This is a genomic window from Pseudomonas sp. W17 (assembly GCF_040268305.1).
Classification (GTDB): Bacteria; Pseudomonadota; Gammaproteobacteria; order Pseudomonadales; family Pseudomonadaceae; genus Aquipseudomonas; species Aquipseudomonas protegens.
This window is the reverse complement of sequence record NZ_CP158490.1, coordinates 3,843,714-3,859,902: the sequence shown is the minus strand read 5'-3', so window position 1 is coordinate 3,859,902 and position 16,189 is coordinate 3,843,714. Positions and strand designations below refer to the sequence as shown.

Genomic DNA, 16,189 nt, shown 5'->3' with positions numbered 1-16,189 from the left:
CCGCGCCTCTGCACATTCCAGCCCGCGATCGCGCCCCGATTCAAAGGCTGCATTTTCAGGACGAATACCCCATGAGCCAACTCACCGCACTGATCGCCCAAGCCCAAGCCGGGCTTTCGGTCCAGCAAAACATTCCCCAGGAACGCTGGGAGGCCATCGCCACCCAGTGCGGCGCGGCGGAAATCGCCGAGATCAAAACCCGCATCGCCTCACTCAAGGCCGACAGGGAAGCCGTCGAAGATTGGGACGGCGACACCCGCGATGACCTGTATTTCGCCATCGCCCACTTCACCCGCCTGCTGGAACTGGCCAGCGCCCACGTACAAGGTGAATGAGCATGCCGATTGACCGCACAACGGATTATTTCGAGAGCAGCGACGGCGATGTGCGCCTATGGATAGAGCAGGGCAGTGCCATTCATCTCAAGGCCATCAGCCCGCACAACGACCCCGTGGAACTGACGGCAGAACAGGCCCTGGAACTGGCCCAGGCACTGCAACGTCTGGCCAGCCGCCTTGCCGACTGAATGAGCGCCACGCTTTGGCTGACGCACCCCTGGCGCCCGAGCCCACTCAGACAAAGTCCGCCGGCTCGAAGCGCTCGCGGGTGTCCATGCGGATAGCACGCAGGCCCAGCGTCTGCAGATGGGACTCATACAGCCCCAGGGCGCAATAGCTGACCAGCAAGCTGCGACGGCGCGCACCACTGGGGTTCAGACTGGCCCCATGCACCAGATCAGCATCGAACAGCAGCACGTCCCCCGCATCACCCGCCAGATGCACCACCCGGGATTCATCACTGAAATCGAAGGGCGCCAACTGCTCCCCGGGGCGATGACTGCCGGGCACGATGCGCGTCGCGCCATTGGCCGGCCCATAGTCATCGAGATAAACCAGCGCCGTGACCCGGTCACCGAGGCGCTGGTCCGACAGATCCCGGTGCAATACTTGATGACCGCCCCCGGCCAACGGCTCGCGGCCCTCCACCTGAGCCAGAAAAAAGCCTTCCCCGATCAACTCCCCGGCCACCGCCAACACCGCCGGCAAGCGACACACCGCCTGCACCCGCGCATCCAGATCCACCAGCGCATGACGCCAGTCCGGCCCCCGAGGCACCGGCCATTGCTCGGGCCCGATCACCCCCGCCTCAAAGGTGGCCCGCAGCTCATCCAGCCAGCTGGCGGGCACCGCCTGACGCAGCAACTGGTAGCCGTTTTGATGAAGTTGTTCGCGGTCGATCATGAGGGGGCAGATGTCCTTATCCGGGGTGGGGGAGAGCATAACGGCTCGCTAATCCGAGCGACATAACCGGCTACGGTTTAGCGGTTGCCGCAGGGTGAGAAGACCGCCTAGTCTGCTGCGGTCGCTGCAAAATCAGCGACCGGGCCTGAGAACCCGATCAGATACAGGCACATTGTTGATCAGGGAGTTTCAATCATGTCTGCCGGGAATCTGTCCGTAATTTGCTGCTGTTCCATTCACCTTCCCCCGCTCAATAGCCTCTGCTGCCAGACCCTGGCGGGAGGTGCACGATGAGCCATTCAAACTCCATCAAAACCCAAGGTTTTGTCACCTTTGGCCAATGTGCAGATCCTGAACTAACGTTGTTTCGCGTCAATGCGGATGTGCCTTTGCAGCAGGCGTTGGAGCAGGCTTCGACGTTGCTGTACTACGCTAAAAAACTTGCGCTGGATGCGGCTATGGAAGAGCAGGGGGAGCGGTATGCGTGGGCTGCGCACTTTTTGGCAGAGATGGGCAAGGCGGTGATTGATGATGTGTGTTTGGGGTTGGGGGTAGACGGATTGAGGGAGAGGCGCTGAGTTAGGGCTACCCGTACTAAGTAGATATAAGCGCCGCTTATTGTTGGTTGATAAGCGGCGTTTTTTGATTTGAGTAGGTAGCTTTCGGCCTGAAGCGGATGTTCGTGCGTAACCTGTTCGGCCCCGAATGGCTTCGATTACATTTCGTCATCGCTGCAGTGTGCAGCGGCTATTAACCAATCACGCAATTGCCGTGCGGCCGCAGTGAGGGGCCGATCCTTACTTGTAACTATGTAGTAATTCTTTTCAGTGCGCAGTTTGTGGGGAAATAACTGGACCAGGTTGTTTTTATTCAGATCTTCCTCGACGAGCCATGGACTTGTTAGCACCAGACCCTGACTTCGTCTGGCCGCATCGATGGCCGTCTCCGACTGGTCGAAACGTAGATGGCTTGTCATGCAATCGAAAGTAAGGCCGAGCTGTTCGAGCCATCGAGACCAATTTGCGTGCGAGGTTGTTATTAGCAGAGTCGCCCGCGTCATATCCTCCACGGTTACCGCTTTTAGCCACTCCCGATAAGCGGGGCTGCAATACGCGCTCACTTCGTCAGGCAGCAGCAACAAAACATTCAAATTACCATCCTGGCCGTCGAAGTAGCGGACAGCCAGATCGTATGTGGGGGAATTGAAATCCACGTTGTCTGCTGAAGCGCTGAGATGAAGGTTCAGGCCAGGATATCGACTGGTCAGTAAGGGCATGCGTCTTGCAAACCAAGTGTTGGCGAACGCTGGCGGCATGCTCAGACGCACTTGCGATTCAAGTCGACGCTGTACCGTTGCATTGGCTTGGTCAATCTGCTGCAGCGCTGGCTTTATCTGTTCCCAATAGAGCGTCGCATATTCAGTCGGTTGTAATTTGCGAACGGTGCGTACGAACAAAGGAACGCCCAGCCAATCCTCAAGTTTACGAATCTGCTGGCTCACTGCACCCGGCGTGACAAACAGTTGTTGAGCTGCCAGCGCCGCGCTACCCGTCTGCATAACAGCGTCAAAGCAGGCAATGGCCTTGAGCGGAGTATCAGATCGCATAGATTAGTAATTCTCTCTTATAGCGATAAAACAGATGGTTTGTACGGCATAAGCGACTCCCTGACAATCACATCTTCAATCGTAGAGCTATGTAGGTCCAAGACATGAACATTCTGATCATCCACGCTCATCCCGAACCCAAATCATTCAACGGCGCCATGACGCGGACCGCTGTGAGCACTTTTGAAGCGCTGGGGCATAACGTCCAGATCAGCGACTTGTATGCCATGGGTTGGAACGCCACGCTTCACTCGAACGAGTTCGGCGATCGTGCTGATGCAAACTATTTTGATCCGTCCAATGAACAAGAGCATGCGCAGGCCAATGAGACAGTGTGCCGCGAGGTAGAGCTTGAGCAATCGAAAGTCGCCGAGGCTGATCTGGTCATTTTTCAATTCCCGATGTGGTGGTTTTCCATGCCAGCCATCCTCAAAGGATGGGTCGATCGGGTCTTCAGCCGTGGTTTCGCGTATTCGTCTGGGCGAAAGTATGAAACCGGTCCTCTTAAAGGCAAACGAGCAATGCTAAGCCTTACCACAGGTACGGCCAGCACACTGTATGAGCCAAACGGTGTTGATGGTGACCTGCACCATATTCTGTGGCCCATTCATAATGGGATTCTTGCTTACACCGGTTTTACTGTACTGCCACCTTTTGCCGCATGGATGCCTGCGCGAGTGAGTCAGCTGCAGCGCGAACAGTACCTTCAGGACTACGTTAAGCACTTGTCTGATCTGGACGAACTCCAACCCTTGTTCTTCCATCCCCGTCGAGATTACGACGAGCATCAACAACTCAAGCCAGGGGTCATCGCTCGGTCCGGTGTTCAGTGGAACCCGCGCGCAGAACAGACCTTCGAGGAGGCGGCAAGCAGTTTTGCGCAGTGCCGTATTGAAGATGAAAAGAACGCACAAACTGCACGCTTCAACCAGATTAACTCTTCACTGGAGGATCCACAGTGAAAGGCTATTGGATCATTCTTGGAACGGATGTAATCGACGCTGATGCACAAAAAGAATATAGCCAGCTTTGGGCGCCGGTATGTAAGAAATATGGCGCCAGCGTCCGGCTTTTAGATCCAGGCGCGCTGCTGGAATCAGTGACCACCAAACGTGTATTGGTTGTCGAGTTCCCGAGTTATGAACAGGCCAAGGCCTGCAGTATTGACCCTGATTACGCTAAAGCCAGGTCGGTTGCGTTTCGCGCTTATAAGCGAGAAATGATAATTATCGAAGGTAACTTGGCTTAAATTTTTGCAGGGCTGTTACATGAGCAAGCCAGTTGATGGCACGGCCGCGGGAATCATAGTTTTGCCACGCCTAGTCTGGGGAGCGCAACAGGTCGCAATGAAGGCAATTGCTGAGGACGTGTCACTCATGATGCAGGTCTCACTACGATCTGGAATCGCGGCAGTTCTGGTATGGCTCGTAGGCCGGTGGATGCTGCGCAAGGCTTGGCTGCCAGGTGTCTGGCGACGCTCCGGTCCGGTCGTAGGCGCATTGTTCGTAGCGGAGTTCCTCTTTATCGCTGAAGGCTGGCGCTGGACGAGCCCATCGCACATGGCTTTATTCCTTTACACCGCACCACTGTTTGCCGCTATAGATCTGCATATCCGGTTGCCGGAGGAACGCTTGAGCTTGCCCCAATGGCTTAGTATGGGCATGGCTTTTCTTGGAATAGCGGTAACGTTTTTGTTGCCTCGGGAGAACGCAGGAGGTGCTGCCGTTTAGCACCGCTTGTTTGGTGATTTTCTCGGTCTGTGCGCTGGTATTTCCTGGGGGTTCACTACGGTCGCCGTGCGCTCCAGCAGATTAGCTGAAGCTCCAGCTACGCAGACCCTGTATTACCAATTGGTCGGCGCCTTCCTGTTAGTACTCCCCTTGGCTTTGTTGGCAGGGCAAACCTCTGTGAAGCTCAGTCCACTAACATGGGCCATGTCTAGGGTTCCAGACGCTGGTCGTATCATTCGCCAGTTATTTAGTTTGGTTCTGGATGCTTCGCCGTTACCTTGCAGCACGCCTTGGGGTGATGGCTTCCATGACCCTGCTGTTTGGTGTGCTGATGGGATATCTCTGGCTGGATGAGCATACGGCGGTGGGTTCCTACTGGGTGCAGGATTGGCCGTGGCAGGTCTGCTCGTGGTTAACGTGAGCAAAGGGACGATTGCTCCTTAAATTGTAAGAGCAACGTCAAACCGGGACTGCTCTTCATCAATGGTTGCTTTTGGCCGAGAGTCTGTCGCGAACGGCAGCTCGTGGCCGGTAGCAGCCGTTCGGTTAACCCCCCTCAACATCCTCCTCAAAACGTCGGCGGCGTTATCACCCACAACACCACCGCATCCTCCTCCCCAGGATTCCCATACTTATGCGGTTCCTGGCTGGAGAAACTAAAGCTATCCCCCTCACTCAGCTGAAAATACCGTTCCCCCACCCACAGCTCAAAACTCCCCGACAGCACATACCCGGCTTCTTCGCCCTCATGGCTGTAACTCTCCTTGCTGTACGTCCCCGGTGGAAACCGTGAGTGCAAAAACTCCAGCTGCCGGGTCGGTTGCGGGGTTAACAGCTGATCAATAATCCCGTTCTCATAATTCACCTGCAGCCGCTGTTTCTTGCGCACTACATAGCCCTGATCCTCGGGCGCGGTCTGGGTTTCGCTGGCGAAGAACCATTGGATGGTCACGCCCAGGCTGCGGGCGATGTTGAACAGGGCGGGGATGGAGGGGTAGGCGAGGTTGCGTTCCAGTTGGCTGATGTAGCCGGCGGTGAGTTCGCTCTGCTGGGCCAGTTCGCTCAGGGTCAGGCCACGGCGTTTGCGCAGGCCGCGGATACGGGTGCCAAGAAACTGTGGGCCGCCGGGGGCTTGGTTGTCGCTGCCGGGCTCGGGCGGCGTCTTGCTGCTTTGATTCATGGCGGGCTCCAGGCCTGGAAGGCGGGCGCGTCCGGGCACCCGTCCTGCAAAAGCCCTGGAGTATAAAGCAGCCTCAAAGCGCCCAGGCGACTTTCAAGCCTTCATGGATGGCTTCTTCCACGGTGCGCGGTGCCAGGCAGTCGCCGATGCGTTGGAAGGGCACCAGGCCTTTGAGTTGTTGGCCGAGGTCGTCTACGGATTGGTGGCCTTGGCACAGCACCAGGCTGTCGACGTTTTCCAGGAGCATGGGTTCGCCGCTGGCGGTGTGTTGCAGGTACACGGTGCTGTCGTCGCAGCCGTAGAGGCGGGCGTAGGGGATGATCGGGATCGCCAGTTTGTGCAGTTCGCCGGCCATCTGGTCGCGCACGTACAGCGGCAGGCTTTCGCCGCAGTGGGTGCCGTTGACCGCCAGTTGCACCTGGTGCCCGGCGCGTACCAGGCGTTCAGCGATGCCGGGGCCGATCCAGTCGCAGCGCCAGTCGACCACCACCACGCTGCGGCCCAGTTGCACTTCATCGCGCAGTACTTGCCAGGCGTCCACCACTTGCAGTTCGCCGCCGCGTTCGAAGTTCGGCCAGTAGGGTTGGGCGCCGGTGGCGATGATCACGTGGTCGGGCTTTTCCCGCTCGATCAGGGCGCGGTCGACCCGGGTGTTGCGCACCACTTCGACCCCGGCCAGCTGCATTTCCCGTTGCAGGTTGGTGCTGGCGCCGCCGAATTCGCTGCGCCGGGGCAGCAGTTGCGCCAGTTGAATCTGGCCGCCCAGTTGCGCGCTGGCTTCGTAGAGGGTCACGCGGTGGCCCCGTTGCGCGGCCACCGCAGCGGCTTTCATCCCGGCTGGGCCGCCGCCCACCACCATAATGCGTTTGCCGCGGGTGCTGGGTTTGGGCTGGCCGTAGAGCAGTTCGCGGCCGGTTTCCGGGTGCTGGATGCAGGAGATCGGCAGGCCCTTGTGAAAGTGGCCGATGCACGCCTGGTTGCAGGCGATGCAGGCGCGCACGTCTTCGGCGTGGCCGCTGTTGCTCTTGTTGGGCATCTGCGGGTCGCAGATCAGCGCGCGGGTCATGCCGCACACATCGGCCTGGCCCTTGGCGATGATCGCTTCGGCTTCCTGGGGCTGGTTGATGCGCCCGGTGACGAACAGCGGGATCGACAGTCCGGCCTTGAAGGTGCCGGCTTCCCGGGCCAGATAGGCCGCTTCCACCGCCATGGGCGGGACTATGTGCACGGCGCCGCCGAGGGAGGCGGAGGTGCCAGCGACTATGTGCACGTAGTCCAGTTGCCCTTGCAGCAATTGCACGGCGGCCAGGGATTCGTCTTCGGTGAGGCCTTCGGGGTCGCGTTCATCGGCGGAAATGCGCAGGCCGATGATGAACTCGGCATCGGTGCTGGCGCGCATGGCGTCGAGGATTTCCCGGATAAAGCGCAGTCGCTGTTCCAGCTCGCCGTTGTAGCCGTCACTGCGGCGGTTGACCCGGGGGTTGATGAACTGCGCCGGCAGGTAGCCGTGGCTGGCCACCAGTTCCACGCCGTCCAGCCCGGCCTGATGCAGGCGTCGGGCGGCGTCGGCGTAGCCCTGGATGATCTCGTCGATCATGTCCTGGTCCAGGGCCCGGGGCATGACCCGGAAGCGTTCGTTGGGCACCGCCGAAGGGGCGTAGGCCACCGCCAGCAGGCCGTCGGCGGACTCCATGATTTCCCGCCCCGGGTGGAAGATCTGCGACAGCACCACGGTGCCGTGGGCGTGGCAGGTTTCGGCCAGGCGTCGGTAGCCGTCGATGCAGGCGTCGTCGGTGGCCATCAGCACGTGGCTGGTGTAGCGCGCACTGTCGTGGACCCCGGCCACCTGCAGCACGATCAGGCCGACGCCGCCTTCGGCGCGGGCGCGGTGGTAGGCGATCAGCTGTTCGTTGACCAGGTTGTCGGTGGGCATCGAGGTGTCGTGGCCGCTGGACATGATGCGGTTCTTCAGGCGTTTGCCACGGATCTGCAAGGGTGCGAACAGGTGCGGGAAGGCGCTGGTCATTGCGGTGACTCCAGGCGGGCCAAGGGCAGGGGAGCGCAGCCTTGGCGTTGTTATTGTGGGCCTATCAAAATTTACCGCCAGTAAAAAATCAACTTGTTTTTTTACTAAGGCTTGCCGTAGCTTTGGCCTGCGCCCGCTTTTGGCGCGAACCTCACAACAATAAAAAAGGGCTGTGCCGGCGCCTGCCGGTGTGGCACCGCGACGAGGATTCACAGATGAAAGCGCTCACCCGCAAGCACGGTTGTTCTTTCCTGGCCCTGAGCCTCGCCCTGGGTCTGACCCTGGGCCAGGGCACTGCCCAGGCAGCCCCCGACATGGTGGTCGTGGCGTACGGCGGAGCCGGACAAAAAGCCCAGGATGTGGCGTTGTTCCAACCCTTCAGCAAGGCCGATGGCAGCAAGCTGATCCAGAGCGAATACAACGGCGAAATGGCCCGGATCAAGGTCATGGTCGACACCGGCAACGTCGATTGGGACGTGGTGCAGATCGAAGGCCCGGACCTGATGCGCGGCTGCGAGGAGGGCATGTACGAGCCCCTGGACTGGAAAGCCCTGGGCCGTGCCGAGCAGCTGATTCCAGATGCCGCCCAGCCCTGCGGCTCGGCGGTGCTGGTGTGGAGCGTGGCCATCGCCTACGACCGCAACAAGCTGGCCAAGGCCCCGGCGTCCTGGGCGGATTTCTGGGACGTCAAGCAGTTCCCCGGCAAGCGCGGCTTGCGCAAGCGCGCGGTGTACAACCTGGAATTCGCCCTGATGGCCGACGGGGTCAAGGTCGAGGACGTGTACAAGGTCCTGGCCACGCCCGAGGGGGTGGACCGGGCCTTTGCCAAGCTCAGCGAACTCAAGCCCTACATCCAGTGGTGGGAAGCCGGCGCCCAGCCGGGGCAGTGGCTGGCCGCCGGTGATGTGGTGATGACTTCCACCTACAGCGGCCGCATCGCCGTGGCCGCCCAGGCCGGCGCGCCGCTGGCGGTGGTCTGGCCCGGCAGCCTGTATGGCATGGACTACTGGGCGATCATCAAGGGCTCGAAACACGTGGATCAGGCCAAGCGTTTCATCGCTTTTGCCAACACCCCTGAAGCCCAGGTCGACTACGTCAAGCAGATCCCCTATGGCCCCACCAACACCCTGGCCGCAGCCAAGCTCGACCCGGCGCTGGCGCAGTGGGTGCCGACCTCGGAACAGAACCTCAAGGGGGCACTGGCGATGGACGTCGGGTTCTGGGTTGATCATGGCGAGGAACTGGAAGAGCGCTTCAACGCCTGGGCCAGCAAGTAAGCGCAACGGGCTGGACGTCTGCGGGCGTCCGGTCCTATTGTTTGCGGGCTCTTTTTACCGGCCCCGTTTGCCCGCCCAACTGCCTGGAGGACTCCAATAATGAACAACATCGCTCCCAGCCCGTACGCCAGCGCCGAGCGCAGCGCCACCGAACAGCGCCTGCGCGAAGAGTTGGCGGCCTGCTACCGCCTGATCGCGCACTTTCGCATGACCGACCTGATCTTCACCCACATCTCGGTGCGCCTGCCCGGGCCCGAGCATCATTTCCTGATCAACCCCTACGGCCTGATGTTCGATGAAATCACCGCCTCCAACCTGGTGAAGATCGACCTCAATGGCGAAGCCGTGGAGCCGTCGCCGTACCCGGTGAACCCGGCAGGTTTCGTGATTCACAGCGCGATTCACGGCGCTCGGGAAGACGCCCAGTGCGTGCTGCACACCCACACCAAGGCCGGTTGCGCGGTGGCGGCGCTCAAATGCGGCTTGCTGCCGGTGAACCAGATCTCCATGGAGTTCTATGGTCGCGTGGCCTACCACGACTACGAAGGCGTGGCCCTGGACCTGGGCGAGCAGCAACGGCTGGTGGCTGATCTCGGCGACAAGAGCGTGCTGATGCTGCGCAACCATGGCCTGCTCACCGTGGGCGAAACCGTGAGCCAGGCGTTTTTGCGCATGTACTACCTGGAGAAGGCCTGCGAGATCCAGCTGGCGGCCCAGGCGGCGGGGGAGATCGTGCTGCCGCCGGACGCGGTCTGCGCCCACACCGAACGCCAGTTCAACGACCCGGGCCGGCCACTGCAGGAAGGCGAACTGAACGACCCGGACGCCATGCAACTGGCCTGGGCGGCGCTGTTGCGCCTGCTGGAGCGCATCGCCCCCGACTACCGCGCCTGAAGGGGGACGGCCTGAAGGCGGGACTGGATGCTCGCGGGACGCTTGTTGTACAGTCGTTCAGTTTCAACTTCCCGCCACTGTCCAAGGAACCCGCCCCATGAGCCAGGAAGCGCGCTTTTCCCGCCTGGAACCCGACCTGCGCAAGGCCGAGCTGATCGAGGCGACGCTGACCTGCCTCAAGCTCCACGGTTTTCAGGGCGCGTCGATCCGCAAGATCTCCGCCGAGGCCGGGGTTTCGGTGGGGCTGATCAGCCATCACTATTCCGGCAAGGACGAGCTGGTGGCCGAGGCCTACCGCGCCATCACCGGGCGGGTCATGACCCTGCTGCGCGAGGCCATGGAGCAGGCCGCGCCCGACCCCCGGCAGCGGCTGTCGGCGTTCTTTCGCGCCTCGTTCTGCGCCGAACTGCTGGACCCGCGGCTGCTGGATGCTTGGCTGGCGTTCTGGGGCGCGGTGAAGACCGCCGAGGCGATCAATCTGGCCCATGAACATTCCTACGGCGAGTACCGCAACGAGCTGGCCAGCCTGCTGACCCGGCTGGCCGCGGAGCAGGGCTGGGAACACTTCGACGCCGATCTGGCGGCCATCAGCCTCAGCGCCTTGCTCGACGGCCTGTGGCTGGAGTCCGGGCTCAACCCGGGGACCTTCAGCCCGCAGCAGGGCGTGCAGATCTGCGAAGCCTGGGTCGAGGGCTTGCTGGCCAGCCAGGGGCGTGGTTTCAGTGCTCGGACAGAGGGCTGTTGATCGGTTGTTCAGTAATGGCTAGGCTGCTGCGCTGTAGGTGGTTTCTCTAATAAAAATAATCAGGAACACAGGCGATGACTCCTCGGGTATTGATCGTCGACGACGATCCGCTGATTCGCGAGCTGCTTCAGGCTTATCTCTCTCAGGAAGGCTACGACGTGCATTGCGCCGCCACCGCGGAGCAGGCGGAGAGCTTTCTCGGCCAGCACACGGTGGACCTGCTGATGCTGGACATCCGCCTGCCGGGCAAGGACGGCCTGACCCTGACCCGGGAACTGCGGGTGCGTTCGGAAGTGGGGATCATCCTGATCACCGGGCGCAACGATGACATCGACCGCATCGTCGGCCTGGAATGCGGCGCCGACGACTACGTGATCAAACCCCTCAACCCCCGCGAGCTGGTGTCCCGGGCCAAGAACCTGATCCGTCGGGTGCGCCAGGCCAGCCCGCCCCAGGCCCCGGCCAACAGCCCGAGCCCGGTCAAGCAGTTCGCCGACTGGGCCCTGGACACCGACCGCCGCCGGCTGATCGACCCGCGGGGCGCTGAAACCCTGCTGACCCACGGCGAATACCAACTGCTCAGCGTGTTCCTGCGCAACAGCGGCCATACCCTGAGCCGCGACCAGTTGATGGACCAGATCCGTAACCGTGAATGGGTGCCCAGCGACCGTTCCATCGACGTGCTGGTGGGCCGCTTGCGGCGCAAGCTGCACGACGACCCGGCCGAGCCGGAGCTGATCATCACCATCCACGGTGCCGGTTACCTGTTCACCGCCAGCGTGGCCGCCTGAATTGCTGCGCCGTGCACTGAGCCTGTGCCTGATCCTGCTGGCCGGCCCGACGTTCGCTGAACCCCAGCCCGTGCTGCGTTATTGCGACTACCCGGTGTACCCGCCGATTTCCTGGAGCGACGGCAGCCAGGTGCGTGGCCTGGCACCGACGGTGGTGCGCCAGGTGCTGGGGGACCTGGGCTATCAGGTGCAGGTGGTGGTGCTGGGCAACTGGAAGCGCTGCCTGCTGGACGCCGCCGCAGGCCGGGTGGATGTGGTGCTGGCCTACAGCACCGGCCAGCGCCAGCAGGACCTGCTGTTTTCCCGGGTGCCGGTGCTGCGTGAGGAGGTGGCGCTGTTCGTCAACCGCCGCAACCTGCCGAGTTTTACCCACTTGCAGGACCTGACCGCCTACCGCGGCGGCCTGCTGTTCGGCGAGAGCTACGGCCAGGATTTCGATCGCGAAGTGGTGCAGCACGGCAATATCGAATGGGTCTCCAGCAGCCAGCAGAATTTCGGCAAGCTGATCCGCCAGCGCATCGATTTCATCCCCCATGAACGCCGCACCGGGCAGCTGTTCATCGAGCAGTTGCCGGGGGCCCAGGACATCATCGCCTTGCCCCAGGCGGTGAGCGTCGACTACCTGCGCCTGGCGGTGTCGCGCCACTCGCCCCTGGCGCCGCGCATGGCCGAGATCGACACCCAGTTGCAGCGCCAGGTGGACAGCGGGGCGATCCAGCGCTGGCTGGCGCAAAGCCAGGACGACTACCGCGCCATGCTCAAGGCCCAGGTCGAGGGCCGGCCATGATTGCGCTGCGGCCCAGCGGCCTGTTGCGCCGCCTGCTGCTGTTTATTTTGCTGTTCAGCCTGTGCTTCACCGTGCTCGCCAGCAGCGTGCAGCTGTACTTCGAATACCGCCGGGAAATGCGCGACATCGACAGCCGCATGGAGCTGATCCGCGCCGGTTACCTGGGCAGCCTGGAACGCAACCTGTGGGACCTCAACCAGGAGCAGCTGACCGTGCAGTTGCAGGGGCTGGTGGACTTTTCCGATGTGGCTCGGGTGCACCTGATCAGCAACGATTTCGACTTGCAGCAGGGCAGCGCCGAGCTGATCGGACCGTTGCGGGTCGAGCGTTTCCCCTTGAGCTATCAACCGCCGTCCGGGCCCTTGCGCTAGTTGGGCGAGTTGCAGGTCAGCACCGACCTGGGGGCGGTGTACCGGCGCCTGTACGCCACCGGGCTGGCCAGCCTGTTGTGGATGAGCGTGTTTCTCTGCGGGTTGGCGGTGGCCTTGTCCGGGCTGTTCTACCGGCTGGTGACCCGGCACCTGCAAGTGATGGCCGATTTTGCCCGGCGCGTGGCCGCCGGCGAGCTGCGCGAGCCCCTGCACCTGGACAAGCGCCAGCGCCCCGGCGGCGACGAGATCGACACCGTAGCCCGGGCCCTGGACGACATGCGCCGGGCGGTGCTCGATGATGTACAGCGCCGCGAAGCCGACCGCCTGGCCCTGCAGGACAAGCGCGACGAATTGCAGAAAATGGTCCAGCGCCGCACCGCCAGCCTGATGCACGCCAAGGACGAGGCCGAAGCTGCGAACCTGGCCAAGTCGCGCTTTCTGGCGACCATGAGCCATGAACTGCGCACCCCCTTGAATGGCATCCTCGGCATGGCCGAACTGCTGCGTTCGGCGCCCCTGGGCAGCCAGGATCGCCAGCGCTTGCAGGCCCTGCACCAGGCCGGGGAGGGGCTACTGAGCATCCTCAACGAAGTGCTGTCCTTTGCCCGGTTGGAGGAGGGCGAAAGCCGCCCGGAAGTGCGGGACTTCTCCCTGCGTCAGTTGCTGGAAGAAGTCACCACCTTGTTGCAGCCCCGGGCCGAGGCCAACCGCACCCGCCTGGAATTGCACATCGACGAACAACTGGCACCGCGCCAGCAGGGCGCCGAGCAGTACCTGCGCCAGGTGCTGAGCAACCTGCTGGCCAACGCCATTCGTTTTACCGAAGACGGCTGGGTGCGGGTCGAAGTGCAGGTGCTGCACAGCGCCGCCGAGGGCCAGCGCCTGCGTTGCTGCGTGCGCGACAACGGCATCGGCATTGCCGCGTCGATGCGCGAAAAGATCTTCGAGCGTTTCGTCCAGGCCAGTGATGAAGTCAGCCGCCGCTATGGCGGCACTGGCCTGGGATTGGCCATCTGCAAGCACCTGCTGCAGCAACTGGACGGACGCATCGGCGTCGACAGCGAGCTGGGGCAGGGCAGTTGTTTCTGGTTCGAGCTGGTGCTGGGGGTGGGTCAAGAGCCTTTGCCGTCGCCACAGCTTCAGGTGCCGGCGCAGGGTTTGAAGATCCTGGTGGTCGAAGACGTGGCCCTCAACCGCGAAGTGGCCAGCGGCCTGCTTGAGCGTGACGGCCATCAGGTGTGGCTGGCGCAAGACGGTGAAACGGCCCTGGCCCTGTGCCGGCAGCAAGCCTTCGACCTGTTGCTGCTGGATGTGCACTTGCCGGGCATCAGCGGGGTCGAGTTGTGCCGGGACATCCGCCGCCGTCCCGGGCCCAATCGGCAGGTGCGGATCTTCGCCCTGACCGCCAGCGTCCAGCCGTCTGTGGTGCGCAGTTATCTGCAGGCCGGGATGCAAGGCATTCTCGGCAAGCCGTTGCAGTTGGCCAGCCTGCGTCAGGCGCTGGCCGGGCAGTTGCAGCCACCGCCGTTGCAGGCCCCGCAAGGCTTGCTCGACCAGGGCTTGCTGGACACTCATCGCAGTCTGTTGGGCGAGCAGAAGTTGCAGGACCTGCTCCAGATCCTGGCCGATGCCCTGGATCAGCAACAACCACTGTTGGCCGACGCTCTGGCCGCCGAAGACTGCACCGAGGTCCTGCACCTGGCCCATCGGCTGGCGGGTAGTGCCGACTCCCTGGGGTTTTGCGCGCTGGCCCGGGTGCTGCGGGAGTTGGAGGAGGCGGCGCAGCAGGCGGATCGCCCGGCTCTGGCGTCCCTGGCGGCGAGGCTGCAGCGGCCTTGGCAAGAGTCTCGGGCCTTGCTGCAGCGCTTGCTGGCGGCCTGACGTACAAAATCCTTACGACTTTTTACATCTTCGATCTTTTGCTTCAACCCGAACTTACATGGCTTTCCAATAATCGCTTGAGCCGCGCCCGCCGCGGCCTTCGAAGCTTATTGGAGATAATAATAATGAACTGCCTGCAAGCTGCTTGTACCCCACGTCCCGTCCCATCGCCCCGCGCCCTGCGCCTCACCGACTGCTGAGGTGCACCATGACGACCAGTACTGAACGCAAAGGCATCCAACTGACGCGCTCGCTGAAGAGCCGGCACATTTTCATGCTGTCCCTGGGCGGCGTGATCGGCACCGGGCTGTTCATGGGCTCCGGGGTCACCATCAACCAGGGCGGGCCCTGGGGGGCGATCCTCTCTTACCTGGTGGCCGGCTTCTTGATGTACTTGGTGATGGTCTGCCTGGGCGAGCTGTCGGTGCAGATGCCGGTGTCCGGCTCGTTCCAGGCCCACGCCACCAAATACATTGGCCCGGCCACCGGCTTCATGATCGGCTGGGTCTACTGGATGAGCTGGGCCACCACCGTGGGCCTGGAGTTCACCGCGGCCGGCATGCTGATGCAGCGCTGGTTCCCTGGCGTGCCGATCTGGTACTGGTCGGCGCTGTTCGTGGCCTTGCTGTTCGGCATCAACGCCCTGGCCACCCGCGCCTTTGGCGAGGCCGAATACTGGTTTGCCGGGATCAAGGTGCTGGCGATCCTGAGCTTTATCGTGGTGGGCGCGCTGGTGATCTTCGGCGTCATCGACCTGCCCAGCGGCGCCCCGGCGCCGATGTTCGACAACCTCAAGGGCGACTCCCTGTTCCCCAACGGCCTGCCGGCGGTGTTCGCGGTGATGATGACCGTGGTCTACGCCTTCCAGGGCTGCGAGATCATGGGCGTGGCTGCCGGTGAAACCGACCAGCCGGAAAAAAGCATCCCCCGCGCCGTGCGCAACGTGGTGTTTCGCGTGCTGATCTTCTACGTGCTGGCAGTGATGGTGCTGGCGGCGATCATTCCCTGGCAGCAGGCCGGGCTGGTGGAGAGCCCCTTCGTCCAGGTGTTCGACATGGTGGGCATTCCTTACGCCGCCGACCTGATGAACTTCGTGATCCTCACGGCGATCCTCTCGGTGGGCAACTCCGGGCTGTATGCCTCCACGCGCATCCTCTGGGCCATGTCCAAATCCGGCATGGCGCCCAAGGCCCTGTCGCCCCTGAGCAAACAAGGCGTCCCCCTGCGCGCCCTGTTCATCACCCTGTGCTTTGCCCTGATCTCGCTGATGACCAGCTTCATCGCTGCCGACACCCTGTTCATGGTGCTGATGGCGGTGAGCGGCATGGCCGGCACCGTGACCTGGATCGTCATCGCCCTGGCCCAGTACCGCTTCCGTCGCCAGTTCCTGCGCGAAGGCGGGCAACTGGAGCAGCTCAAGTACCGCGCGCCCTGGTTCCCCCTGGTGCCGCTGCTGTGCATCGTCCTGTGCAGTTCGCTGTTCGTGTTCCTGGCCCTGGATGAAACCCAGCGTCCGTCGCTGTATTGGGGGGCCGGCTTCATTCTCCTGTGCTATGGCGCCTACTACCTGATGCAGCGCAAACGCCAACTGCAACCTGCAGCCGCTGTGTAGGAGCCGGCTTGCCGGCGAAGAGGCCCTTGAAGCCTTGCATCGCCTGGG

At 62.3% G+C, this 16,189-nt stretch carries 15 protein-coding genes and 2 pseudogenes; 13 read left to right on the top strand and 4 right to left on the bottom strand.

The genetic code is table 11. The features are described 5' to 3' along the window. Positions 1-71: 71 nt before the first annotated feature. Together ABCR88_RS17650 and ABCR88_RS17645 are read left to right on the top strand one after the other, a co-directional pair. Positions 72-335, top strand: coding sequence for a hypothetical protein (locus tag ABCR88_RS17650; protein ID WP_350024034.1), 264 nt, complete (start codon positions 72-74; stop codon positions 333-335). A gap of 2 nt (positions 336-337) precedes the next feature. Further along, entirely contained in the window at positions 338-526 is a 189-nt protein-coding gene (locus ABCR88_RS17645; RefSeq protein ID WP_253278692.1) for a DUF6360 family protein, read from the top strand. Between the two features lie 46 nt (positions 527-572). On the opposite strand, the gene ABCR88_RS17640 is transcribed toward ABCR88_RS17645, so the two are convergent. Then, positions 573-1,241 (bottom strand): phytanoyl-CoA dioxygenase family protein, encoded by a 669-nt coding sequence (locus ABCR88_RS17640; RefSeq protein WP_350024134.1) that lies wholly within the window; start codon positions 1,239-1,241, stop codon positions 573-575. Positions 1,242-1,531: 290 nt separating this feature from the next. Here ABCR88_RS17640 and ABCR88_RS17635 point away from each other — a divergent pair, with 290 nt between their 5' ends. Further along, positions 1,532-1,819: a DUF3077 domain-containing protein gene (locus ABCR88_RS17635; protein WP_350024035.1), complete on the top strand. Its 288-nt coding sequence runs from the start codon at positions 1,532-1,534 to the stop codon at positions 1,817-1,819. Between the two features lie 137 nt (positions 1,820-1,956). Here ABCR88_RS17635 and ABCR88_RS17630 read toward each other — a convergent pair whose 3' ends face one another. Then, positions 1,957-2,847: a LysR substrate-binding domain-containing protein gene (locus tag ABCR88_RS17630; RefSeq protein ID WP_350024036.1), complete on the bottom strand. Its 891-nt coding sequence runs from the start codon at positions 2,845-2,847 to the stop codon at positions 1,957-1,959. A gap of 104 nt (positions 2,848-2,951) precedes the next feature. Here ABCR88_RS17630 and ABCR88_RS17625 point away from each other — a divergent pair, with 104 nt between their 5' ends. From ABCR88_RS17625 to ABCR88_RS17615, 3 genes and pseudogenes are all read left to right on the top strand, one after another. Beyond that, positions 2,952-3,809 carry an NAD(P)H-dependent oxidoreductase gene (locus tag ABCR88_RS17625; RefSeq protein ID WP_350024037.1) on the top strand — a complete coding sequence of 286 codons (858 nt, stop codon included), beginning with the start codon at positions 2,952-2,954 and terminating at the stop codon, positions 3,807-3,809. Beyond that, complete coding sequence (locus ABCR88_RS17620; RefSeq protein ID WP_350024038.1) at positions 3,806-4,096, top strand: DUF1330 domain-containing protein; 291 nt, start codon at positions 3,806-3,808, stop codon at positions 4,094-4,096. The genes ABCR88_RS17625 and ABCR88_RS17620 overlap by 4 nt, the downstream gene beginning before the upstream one ends. 19 nt (positions 4,097-4,115) lie before the next feature. Further along, positions 4,116-5,021, top strand: a pseudogene (locus tag ABCR88_RS17615) (DMT family transporter). A 124-nt stretch (positions 5,022-5,145) separates the two neighbouring features. On the opposite strand, the gene ABCR88_RS17610 reads toward ABCR88_RS17615, so the two are convergent. Both ABCR88_RS17610 and ABCR88_RS17605 read right to left on the bottom strand, forming a co-directional pair. Continuing rightward, positions 5,146-5,757 carry a cupin domain-containing protein gene (locus ABCR88_RS17610; protein WP_060838987.1) on the bottom strand — a complete coding sequence of 204 codons (612 nt, stop codon included), beginning with the start codon at positions 5,755-5,757 and terminating at the stop codon, positions 5,146-5,148. 73 nt (positions 5,758-5,830) lie between these two features. Then, complete coding sequence (locus ABCR88_RS17605) at positions 5,831-7,783, bottom strand: FAD-dependent oxidoreductase (RefSeq protein ID WP_350402900.1); 1,953 nt, start codon at positions 7,781-7,783, stop codon at positions 5,831-5,833. A gap of 215 nt (positions 7,784-7,998) precedes the next feature. Between ABCR88_RS17605 and ABCR88_RS17600 the strand changes: the two genes are divergently transcribed. The 7 genes and pseudogenes from ABCR88_RS17600 (at position 7,999) to ABCR88_RS17570 (ending at position 16,141) form a co-directional block, all read left to right on the top strand. Continuing rightward, a complete protein-coding gene (locus ABCR88_RS17600; RefSeq protein ID WP_350402899.1) occupies positions 7,999-9,060 on the top strand; it encodes an ABC transporter substrate-binding protein in 1,062 nt (353 codons plus the stop codon). A gap of 99 nt (positions 9,061-9,159) precedes the next feature. Next, positions 9,160-9,954 carry a class II aldolase/adducin family protein gene (locus ABCR88_RS17595; protein WP_350402897.1) on the top strand — a complete coding sequence of 265 codons (795 nt, stop codon included), beginning with the start codon at positions 9,160-9,162 and terminating at the stop codon, positions 9,952-9,954. 97 nt (positions 9,955-10,051) lie between these two features. After that, the gene (locus tag ABCR88_RS17590) at positions 10,052-10,699 is read left to right on the top strand and encodes a TetR family transcriptional regulator C-terminal domain-containing protein (RefSeq protein ID WP_350024041.1); all 648 of its coding nucleotides are present in this window, start codon (positions 10,052-10,054) and stop codon (positions 10,697-10,699) included. A 74-nt stretch (positions 10,700-10,773) separates the two neighbouring features. After that, positions 10,774-11,490, top strand: a complete 717-nt coding sequence (locus tag ABCR88_RS17585) for a response regulator (RefSeq protein ID WP_011061002.1) — start codon at positions 10,774-10,776, stop codon at positions 11,488-11,490. 1 nt (position 11,491) lies between these two features. Further along, entirely contained in the window at positions 11,492-12,277 is a 786-nt protein-coding gene (locus ABCR88_RS17580) for a transporter substrate-binding domain-containing protein (protein ID WP_350402894.1), read from the top strand. Next, a pseudogene (locus ABCR88_RS17575) lies at positions 12,274-14,529 on the top strand (ATP-binding protein). The gene ABCR88_RS17580 and the pseudogene ABCR88_RS17575 overlap by 4 nt, the downstream one beginning before the upstream one ends. Before the next feature lie 208 nt (positions 14,530-14,737). Next, positions 14,738-16,141, top strand: coding sequence for an amino acid permease (locus tag ABCR88_RS17570; protein ID WP_350402892.1), 1,404 nt, complete (start codon positions 14,738-14,740; stop codon positions 16,139-16,141). Positions 16,142-16,189: the final 48 nt, after the last annotated feature.